The sequence below is a fragment of the Paracoccus acridae genome, assembly GCF_014642735.1.
Lineage (GTDB): Bacteria > Pseudomonadota > Alphaproteobacteria > Rhodobacterales > Rhodobacteraceae > Paracoccus > Paracoccus acridae.
The window spans coordinates 1-9,489 of record NZ_BMIV01000038.1; the positions used below are offsets into that span (position 1 = coordinate 1).

Here is a 9,489-nt window from a genome sequence, read left to right on the forward strand (position 1 = left end):
AAGGAGAACGATCACGCCTTGACCACTGAATGACCGGAAATCCATAGTCAGAGGTGGCTCACTTCTCGATGGAAATGCCGGCTCAGTTCTGGGTGGAAATCAACACCAGGATGGGCGTGAAGCCGATGCGGCTGATCACGGATGATGCGGAGATGCGCTGCGTCGCGTCGTCGTCGGCGATGACGACCTTGTACGGCATATGCCTTGTTCGAGCGCATTCCTGATCGAGAGGCATGACGATAACCAAGCGATTCTAAAATGAACTGGGGTGCAACTGGAAATGTACTATCGACAAACGATAGCAACCTTTGATTGCTCCCTTCGAGGCGCAAAGAAGCAGCTTTTCTCGGCTGCCCGCCGTCCCTCTGGCCCGCGCGACCGCGTCGGCTTCCGGCGAAGGGCGCGCGTTCGCCCCGTCAGATCATCAGATCCGGAGTCGCCTTGACGATGGCCCCTGCCACCTGACCTGCTGCCCTGGGACTCAGCCCGTCAGCCAGCGCAGCGAGCGTTCCAGCGAAGAGGCGGCATCATGGTCGAACCAGCGGCCATGGGCGAAGATCACGCGGTCCGGGCGGATGGCCACCAGGCGTCGCCCTTCCTCCCTCGCAGGTTGCCCGGCCAGCTTGACGACCGCGCGCAGATAGGCCGGGGCGTGGCCGTGGGGGGCTAGGATGCCTGCGGCTGCCGCGAAGGGCCGCACAAGAAGCGGCAGCTTGTGCCGTTCCAGGTTCAATACCAGATCCACCAGGATCAGGGTCCGGCTGCGGCGGTGATGCAGCGCGACCTCGCAGAACCCTGCCGCCCCGTGGACGGCAATCTGCTCCAGATCGGACGGCCAGCCGGGGGAGAGGTCGTTGCCCAGGTCGTGGTCCAGCCGCAGGCCCGCCTTCCTGACTTGGCCCCGCTTGCGCAGGCCCGGTGCGGCCCAAGTGACGGCATCCGGCAACTGCTGCTGCCAATCCTTCAGGAAGGTCCAATGGGCGATGTTGGGCGCCACGAGGTGGCGGATCGGACCGATCTCCTCGATCTGGCGCCGCAGGTCGACGGTGAAACGCGATGGCGAATGGACCATCATTTCGCCCGATTGCAGCCGGACGACCGTTGTCCTGACCGGGATCGGGATCAGGCCCATGGCCTTCATCGGGCCGCTGTCGACAATCCAGATGTCGTCGGCGACTGGCTTCAGGACATCAAGGGGTGGATAGGTCACATCTGCCATCTATCGTCGCCTCCGCAGCGCCACGCCCGCCACCGCAAGCGCCCCCAGCCCAAGCGCAAGGCCGGTCAGCGCGCTTCTCTGCGCCGGAGAGCGCAGCCCACCGTCGATGCGGCCGGCCTTGTGCGGTGGATGAAACAGGTTCCCGCTGCCGGTGGCGGCGCGCGGCGCCCGGCGAAAATACGATTCCAGAAACAGCGCCATCGCCCGAGTCGTCAGTTCCGGCGACACGGCATGGCCAAGCCGGAGCAGGGCCGTGGGTGCCCCGATCATGGTGGTGGGCTTGGGTCGCAGGGCCAGGTCCAGGATGGCCTTCGCCACGCGGCGCGCATCCAGCACCGGGGGCGGCGCCGAAAGCTCTCGGCCCGTGTAGTTCGCGCCGTGGAAGATGCCCGGCGTGTCCACGAAGGACGGATAGACGTCGCAGATGTGGATGTCCTTGTGATGGACAAGCTCTCCCCTCAGCGCCTCGGAAAAGCCGCGCAGACCGAACTTGCTGGCGCTGTAGGCCGCGGCGAAGGGTGCCGCCGCAAAGCCGCCCAAGGAAATCATGTTGATGAAGACGCCGTGCCCCTGCCGCAGGAAGATCGGCAGCACGGCATGGGCGTCGTTCATGTGCCCGATCAGATTGGTGCTGATGACCCGGTGATGGGCCTCAAGCGGCACTTCGTGGAAGGCGCCCACGGCCCCGGTCCCGACATTGCTGACCCAGACATGGATCGTACCGCCGAACCCCACGGCCTCGCGGGCGACCTCTGCCATGGCGGAAGCGTCGGTGACGTCGGCCGCGATGGCGATGGCCCTTGCCCCCAGGTCACGGCAGTCCTGCGCCACCGCCTCGATCGTGTCGCGGTCCCGCGCGACGACGACAAGGCAGGCGCCTTGCCGCGCGAAGGCTTCGGCGGTGGCCTGCCCGATGCCGCTGGATGCTCCGGTGATGACCACCGTGGAGCCGCTAATCCGTGTCCTTCGGCCGCCCATTCGCGATCCCTTCGCCGTCATTCGCCTTTGAACGGCGGGCGCGGCGGGATGTTCCCGGGAATCATGATCCGCATGGGATCGGGCGCCGGATCGCATGCAATCTGCGTGATCGACGTCAAAGCTGCGGTGTCGGACCGGTTCGGGGCCGGTTCGCCGTCACCGCGATCCATCCCGATGCGGTCCAAAGCCTGCTGCCCGCCTAGGGACAGCCGGTGGTTCCTGGACCCGCACGCGCACCGAAGGCCTCCACCCTCGGATACTGAGGTCGGTGAACTGCCTACCGCTCAGGCTTGGGGGGCGCTTCTGGTGCTGGAGGAAGGGTATCTGGCGATGTGGATACCTGCTTGAACAACCTTGCAATGAACAAGCGTATCGCGGTCAAGGCTGCATCCTGGTCACTGAGGCCCGGCGACCAGCGGGTCAAGTCACCCAGCATCATCTTAGTAATGATCCCGAAGACATATGTATGAAGCATGGCGCGTAGTTCAGCCAGATCTTCATCCTGATCCAAATATCCATCCTGCTGTGCGCGCTGGAGGAGTTTGGCGACAAGGTCGTGGATCGACTGCTCGTATCGGCGCAGGTGAGGATTCTTCTCCCACAATTCGACAGGTATCTTCGCGATGACCCGGAATTCATGGGAGTGAAGCCGGGCCCATTCGATATATGCAACGGCCGTCTCCTCCAGCTGGCAGACGGGTGAGGAGGACGAACAGTTGGCGATACGATGAATAATCGTATGCAGAAGCCGTTGCAGCGCTACATCAGCCATAGCTCCAAGAAGGCAATCCCGATCAGGGATGACAGCTTTCAGCGTTTTCCTTTCGATCCTCAACCTCTTGGCAACATCCTTGAGACGGGGCAGCTCGCCCGTTTCGGCCGCGAGGTCGCTCGCTGTGCTGACCGCAGCCGACAACAGATGCTGACCCGGCCGAGAGGTGAAAGTCATGAGATGTAAGCTGATGATCGAGGAAAAGGCTTCCTTGCGTCTTATAAGACGCATTGCCAGCGATCAATCATCGCTTGGCCGACAGTTAGACGAAGAACGCATCCCCAAGGGGCGGGACAGATCCCGGTGAACCGCTTGGCGCCCATCAGGCAAACAGTTCGCCGACTGTTTGCTGACCCTCCTCACCCTGGATCGGGCCCTTGAAGTCATGACGGCTCTCGGGGGCATATCCGCCGTGCCGCCCCGGCCTGGAATGGAACACAATTGCAGCAAGATAGCTGCCTCGATTCCTTGAAGGTTCCAGCCCTAAGCCGAGTTCGGCCCTGCACCGGCTTCAGCAGGCGCATGACGTGGGATGTCGGATGATGCACGCCTTGAGCCGGAACCTTTCTCATCACGCCTAGATCATCGTCCGGCCTTCTTTTCGGGCCTCCAGCATTTCTCCCAGGAAGGCGCGCGAAATGACGGCGAGCACGGCGAAAACAATCACCGGCCATACCAGCAGATAAAGGGTCAGAAAGATGGTGGGCACGAAAGCCTCCTCAGGTTGCAGCTTGGGATTCGTCGAAGCGGCCGGTTTCGGCCGCGATGCGGGCGAAGTCGAACCGTTCGCGTCCGGCCAGAGAGATTGCGACACACAGCACGGTGCTGACCGCATAGGCCAGAAGCGAAGCGGTCAGAACCGGGTACTGGTGCAGGAAGCCCATGCCTAAGGGTAGGACGGCAAGCGCTGCGACGAATGCTGTCGCGATCCCGGCACGCAGGCCGAAAAAGCCGAATGACATAAGCCCGGCGATCACCCCCACGCCGATGACGGCGAAGAAGTCGGACACCGTTGCGACCGGCCCGCTAAGCGTGACCCAGCCGAAGCGCACAGGGAAGAAGACGGCCAAGGCCGCCAGCACCGCGATGGTGAAGGCCTTGTTGGTCACCCTGCCCCAGTAGAAGCTGGCAATGACCGGGAAAACAAGCGCGCCCCAGATCGCACCCACAAGGACCAGCAGTTCCAGGATGTTGAGCCGGTTCGAAGCAATATACGTCGCAGCACCCGTGGCCACGATCATCGTGATCCGGCCGATCAGAAGCATGAGCTTCGGGTTTGCGCTGCCGGGCTGGGCGATGTTGCGGCCATAGATGTCGGTCATCACGATCGACGATAGCGCCGACAGGTCGCTGTCGGCCGTCGAGGCCATTGAACCGACCACCATGATGAAGAACAGGCACAGAAAACCCACGCCCAGATAGGATGCAGCCAGCTGGGGGATGAGGTTGTTGACGTCGCCACCCATGGGCTCGAGGCCAAGATAAAGGGCCAGAACTCCCAGCATCCCGACGCCGATCACCGTGGCGCCATAGCCTATGGTTGCGGTCACGAAGGTCTGCTTGATCTTGTCCTCGCGGACGGCGAACAAGCGCTGCGCAATGGTCTGGTTACCGATCGCATAGGCCAGGACAGCCGCGATATAGGGCGCGCCCTGGTTCAGGAAGGCGTCGGATGAGAAGAAGCTTTGCTGCTGCGGGGTCAGGTTCACGGCTCCTGTCTCGAAGATCGCCGGACCGCCCGCGGCAAAGAACACGGCAGGCACGATGATGACCACCGCCCCCAGCATTGCGCAGACCTGCACGAAGTCGGTCAGGATCGAGGCACGAATGCCCGACCACAGGGTATAAAGCAGCACGCCCATCGCGATCAGCAGGAGCCCGGTCGAGAAGGACAAGGGCGACAGCATCGCAATCAGCGCGCCGCCGGCGATGAAGTTCGAGGTGAGGCTGAGAAGGCTGCCGAGGATGTTCGATCCCGCAAGGATCAGCTGACTCGACCGGCCGTGACGCACATGCAGGATCTCGGCCAGGGTATGGGCGCGCGGCGCAAGGCTGCGGATGCGGCGCCCGAAGGGATAGATGAACAGGATCATCAGGGCGCCCCAAAGCCCGTAGTGGATCGGGCCCGAAATCCCGTAGGTATAGCCCGCCGTCGCCGAGGCGTAGAGAGAGGATGCCCAGATCCAGGTGGCGGTCATGGAGGCCGCCGAGATACCGAAGGCAACACGGTTGCCTGCAGTCATGTAATGGTCGGCATTCTCCTGCTTTCGTCCAATCGAGAGGGTGATGAGGAATGTAACGCCGAAAAAGAGGGTCAGAAGAAGAAGGGTGAGCGGTGTTCCCAATTGCTGGATCTGCATAGCACCTTTGCCAGTTGTTGCGATCGCACGGACCAGTGCAGGCGCAATCGACCGGAGGCCCGGCCGCACCTGATGAACCGCGTATTTTTCAGGTTGCTCCGCATCTGCCGAAAGGCTGCGAACCAACGAAGGGCATCGCAAAAGATATCGCCGATGCTCTCGAGGGATCAGAAGATCACCGCCGCGCACCATAACGTGACAGGTTTTCTATGCAACCCCTGGGCCGATTTGGCTCTCTGCCGGCTTGTTGTCGCGCACTTGAAGCAGTGCCGCGAGATGCGGTGGACGCCGGACTTCCACTGAAATAAGAACAGGTTGCAAGCAAGTTGAGATGTCCTTGGCTGCGCAAGGTAGAAGTGTCGCGGCGAGGGCAACAGGGCGCAGCCTGACCGGGCGAAGACCACAGGCATCTGGCCGACAAGCGCACCAAGCTTCGGATGGCGCGTATCAGGCTGTCCCACAGCCGTGCCTTCCTGTTGCGCGCCTATGAAGCCCGGTCGGCACGATCCCGGGCATCGTCGGTTCGCTGGCTTCCCTATAGGTCTGCGGCGCCATTGCACGGAGAGACCGTCGGGTCGGGAACGTCCCCGGCATCGTCAGGGCATCCGGCGTGATCTGCCCGCAGCGGATGGGCCGCGCCTATGACAGCCGCACCCCGTGCCGGCTGGCCAGCATCGTCCGGGTATCCTGCAATTCCTGTTCGATCTGTGCATCGCACCAGTTCAACGCCCTCGCGCAGACCTGCGCGATGCTGTTCAGATCGCGCCCTGACAAATGGCCGGTGATGGCAAGCGCAGTTCGCCGCATGACCAGATCGGACAGGTGTTGAACGCGTTCATTGCGTGCCAGCCAGTCCAGCTCTGGAAGGGAATAATCGGCATCCTGCAGCATCATCGGGTTCCTGCCCTCGGCGGCCAGCATCGATGCCGCGGTGGTGCCATAGCGCGCCAGCAGTGTCGCCGTGCGCGCGGGTTCCGACCCGCTTGCGGCGGCAACTTGCCGGATCCAGCCCTGCTGATCCTGGGGATAGTCCCGCCCGCCCCCGATAGGGGCAAGCCTGGTATCCTTTTTCCGCGTCTCGCCCAGACGGGACAGGATCACATCGGCCACTTCCGCTGCAAAGCCCCGGAATGTCGTCCACTTCCCCCCGACAAGCGAGATGATCGGCCAGCGTCTCGTGCCGGTTGGCTCGGCAACGGGGGCAGAATGGTCGCGGCTGATCAGACCGGGGTTTGACGCATCAGATGCCGGCAAGGGCCGGATGCCGGCATAGGTATAGACGATTTGGTCCCGATCGAAGGCAAGGCCGGGCAGCAGGCTTCGCAACGCGCCAAGGAAATAGTCGATCTCGGCATCGTTGCAGACGACATTGTCGGGATCGTCGTCGCGGGTATCCGTCGAGCCGACAAGCGCCCGTCCAAGGTAATCGTAAACAAGGCAGATCCGACCGTCATCGGCCTCGAAATAGATCATCCGGCCCTTCAGGGTGGCGATCAGTTCGGGATGGTCCAGCAGGATATGCGATCCCTTCGTGCCGCCGATCAGCCTGGATGGCGACCCGAGTGCCGCATTCACCCGGTCGATCCACGGCCCTGCTGCGTTGACCACTAGCCGGGGGCGCAGCACCTGCTGCCCCTGCCCCGTCGCCAGACGCACCGTATCCCCGTTGGTCGATTCCAGCAGGGTATGGTTCCAGGCCTGCGATGCCGGATTGGCGCGCATCCCCTCGGCCAGAAGTTCCCAAACCAGTCGTTCGGGCAAGGTGACACAGGCGTCGTAATACTGCCCTGCCGCGACGATCCGGGGGGTGATCGGCGGAATCTCCCGCAGGGTCTTCTTGCGCGACCAAAGCTGGTGGCGCGGCATGACCCGGTGGCGACGGCCATAGAAGTCATACATCGCCAAGCCGGTCTTCATCAGCACGGCCCCCCGGCTGCGCGGCGCCGTGGTGGATCCCAGAAGCGTCCGCAGGGCTGCCGTGGCACCCTTGAGCCACGAGAAGATCGGGATCACCGTCGGCAGCGGGCGCACCAGATGGGGGGCATTCTTCAGAAGCAGGTTCCGCTCCAGCGTTGATTGCGCGACCAGCCGCAGCTCGCCGGTTTCCAGATACTTTATGCCGCCATGGATCAGCCGCGACGGCGCGGCCGAGGTGCCGCCGCCGAAATCGCCCTTGTCGGCGATCACGCAGGTCAGTCCCTGTTCGCAAAGGTCGCGGAACAGCCCGGCGCCGTTGATCCCCGCCCCAAGGATAAGGACGTCGATGTTCTGGATATGGGTCATGTCATGTCCTTGAAAGCGCCTCGATGCGCGGCCAGACCGGGGACAGCGCGTCAACAAGCTCGGTAAAGACCTCGTAGCGGCGCGACAGGTGCGCTGTCCGTTGCGGGTCGGGTCGATAGGTGGTCGTCAATCGCGCCAGGTCGCGCGGATCGTGACGGGGGCTGTCGAACAGGCCGACGCCCGATCCCGCGCACAGGGCAGCACCCCAGGCAGCGGCCTCCTCGGTGTCGCTCACGCTGACGGGCATGCCCAGGGCATCCGCGAAAAGCTGCGCAAAGACCGGGCTGCGAGAGATCCCGCCCGTCAGCCGCACGGCATCGGGTGCAAAGCCGTCGCGCAGGGCATCGACGTGGTGGCGGTGGTTGAAGGCGATCCCCTCGACCACGGCGCGCAGCATCTGGCCGCGCTCGTGCCAGCCGTGCAGCCCCAGAAATCCGGCACTGGCATGGGGGCCATGCGGCGATCCGAACAGGAACGGGTGGAAGATCACCGATGAAGGCTGGGCCATCGCGGCCTTGATCTCGGAGATGATCTCGGCATGGAAGGTTCGGCCCTGCGCTTCGGCCGCACGACGTTCGCTGCCGCAAAGCCGATCCAGAAACCAGTCATAGTTCGCGGCCGAGGCCGGCGAGATCGACATCGCGTTCCATTCACCCTGCCGCAGCCCGTTGCGGCAGAACCATCGCCCATCGACGCGCGGCTGCAAGGTGACGGTCTCGTTGATGGAATAGGTACCCGCGACCACGGCCACGGTGCCTGCGGCATACCCCCCTGCCCCCAGGGCCGAGGCGGTCACGTCATGCAGTCCGGCAACGACAGGCGTCCCCTCGCGAAGCCCTGTCACGGCCGCAGCGGCTGCGCTGATGCCGCCGATCGCCTCATCGGGCAAGGCGATCGAAGGCAATGCAGCCGACAGGGCGGCAAGGCCAAAGAGGGAAAGGATGTCCGAGGCAAAATGCTGTGTGCGGACATCGGTGAACGAGGTGCTGGCCTCGGTCAGGTCGGTGCCTATCCGACCGGTCAGGCGATAGGTCAGCCAATCCTTGCAGGCAAGGACATGGCGGATCCTGCCGAACCGCGCGGGATCATTGTCGCGGATCCAGGCCAGGACGGCCGACGGAGCAGAAGCATGAGGCGTCTGGCCGGTCCGGTCCAAGGCTGCTTCAGCGGTTCCGTCGCGCAGCCATTCGTCGGCCAGATCGCCCGCACGGCTGTCCAGCGACAGGATTCCCGGTCCCAGCGGCCGCGCATCCCGGTCCAGCAGATAGAGTCCGTCTCCATGAGCCGTGGCAGCGACCGCAACGATTTCGGAGGCGGGTTGTCCGCAGGTGGAAACGGCCTCGGCAATGGCAGCGGCTGTCTGGGACCACAGCTCGTCCATGTCGCGCTCGACGTGCCGCGGCTGCGGCATGGCCTGCGCGACACGGCGCCGGGCAGTGGCAAGCACCCGCCCGGCTTCGTCGAAGATCACCGCCTTTGTCACGGTCAGACCGTTGTCGATTCCCAGCAGAAGCGCCATCTCATCAACTCCCGTTGGCACACAAGGCCATCCTGTCTTGGCCAGCGGCAGTCACGTCCCCGGCCGGGATGAACCGTTACACGATGTTGCGGGGATCAAGAAAGCCGTCACGCCGCGATCCGCCATATCAGCCGACTACGCAGCGTCCAGGCTGTTTCATTGCTGGTCATCACGCCCTTCCACCTTGCCCCCTTGGCAGCCGGGTCTGGCCTAGGTCCGAAGATCGAAATAATTTGCGACGCCGCTTTTTCCTCTTGCAACTCCTGGCTTGGTGTTCTAGATACGCATTCTCGACGCGGCCGGGAAGGCTGGTTGCGGCGGGAGACATTCTTGGAGATGGGGCGGCTGGGTTATCGCT

The 9,489-nt window shown here is 63.5% G+C and carries 8 protein-coding genes; all 8 read right to left on the reverse strand.

Going from position 1 to position 9,489, the window contains the following annotated elements:
• Window positions 1–481: 481 nt before the first annotated feature.
• Complete coding sequence (locus tag IEX25_RS19095; RefSeq protein WP_103174873.1) at window positions 482–1,219, reverse strand: DUF4336 domain-containing protein; 738 nt, start codon at window positions 1,217–1,219, stop codon at window positions 482–484.
• Window positions 1,220–2,197 carry an SDR family oxidoreductase gene (locus IEX25_RS19100; protein WP_188717273.1) on the reverse strand — a complete coding sequence of 326 codons (978 nt, stop codon included), beginning with the start codon at window positions 2,195–2,197 and terminating at the stop codon, window positions 1,220–1,222.
• Window positions 2,198–2,214: 17 nt separating this feature from the next.
• Window positions 2,215–2,382, reverse strand: coding sequence for a hypothetical protein (locus IEX25_RS19105; protein WP_188717275.1), 168 nt, complete (start codon window positions 2,380–2,382; stop codon window positions 2,215–2,217).
• 92 nt (window positions 2,383–2,474) lie between these two features.
• Window positions 2,475–3,146, reverse strand: a complete 672-nt coding sequence (locus tag IEX25_RS19110) for a WHG domain-containing protein (RefSeq protein ID WP_188717277.1) — start codon at window positions 3,144–3,146, stop codon at window positions 2,475–2,477.
• 400 nt (window positions 3,147–3,546) lie between these two features.
• Window positions 3,547–3,678: a putative transporter small subunit gene (locus IEX25_RS20235; RefSeq protein ID WP_229665488.1), complete on the reverse strand. Its 132-nt coding sequence runs from the start codon at window positions 3,676–3,678 to the stop codon at window positions 3,547–3,549.
• A gap of 10 nt (window positions 3,679–3,688) precedes the next feature.
• Window positions 3,689–5,521, reverse strand: a complete 1,833-nt coding sequence (locus tag IEX25_RS19115; RefSeq protein WP_308421456.1) for a sodium:solute symporter family protein — start codon at window positions 5,519–5,521, stop codon at window positions 3,689–3,691.
• 447 nt (window positions 5,522–5,968) lie between these two features.
• A complete protein-coding gene (locus IEX25_RS19120) occupies window positions 5,969–7,612 on the reverse strand; it encodes a glycerol-3-phosphate dehydrogenase/oxidase (RefSeq protein ID WP_188717280.1) in 1,644 nt (547 codons plus the stop codon).
• A gap of 1 nt (window position 7,613) precedes the next feature.
• Entirely contained in the window at window positions 7,614–9,131 is a 1,518-nt protein-coding gene (locus IEX25_RS19125) for an FGGY-family carbohydrate kinase (RefSeq protein WP_188717282.1), read from the reverse strand.
• Window positions 9,132–9,489 lie beyond the last annotated feature (358 nt).

Bases quoted from the DNA above. Each gene is read 5' to 3' on its own strand.
- IEX25_RS19120 (WP_188717280.1), bottom strand. From the start codon at position 7,612: ATGACCCATATCCAGAACATCGACGTCCTTATCCTTGGGGCGGGGATC.
- IEX25_RS19115 (WP_308421456.1), bottom strand. From the start codon at position 5,521: ATGGTGCGCGGCGGTGATCTTCTGATCCCTCGAGAGCATCGGCGATAT.
- IEX25_RS19095 (WP_103174873.1), bottom strand. From the start codon at position 1,219: ATGGCAGATGTGACCTATCCACCCCTTGATGTCCTGAAGCCAGTCGCC.
- IEX25_RS19125 (WP_188717282.1), bottom strand. From the start codon at position 9,131: ATGGCGCTTCTGCTGGGAATCGACAACGGTCTGACCGTGACAAAGGCG.
- IEX25_RS19110 (WP_188717277.1), bottom strand. From the start codon at position 3,146: ATGACTTTCACCTCTCGGCCGGGTCAGCATCTGTTGTCGGCTGCGGTC.
- IEX25_RS19100 (WP_188717273.1), bottom strand. From the start codon at position 2,197: ATGGGCGGCCGAAGGACACGGATTAGCGGCTCCACGGTGGTCATCACC.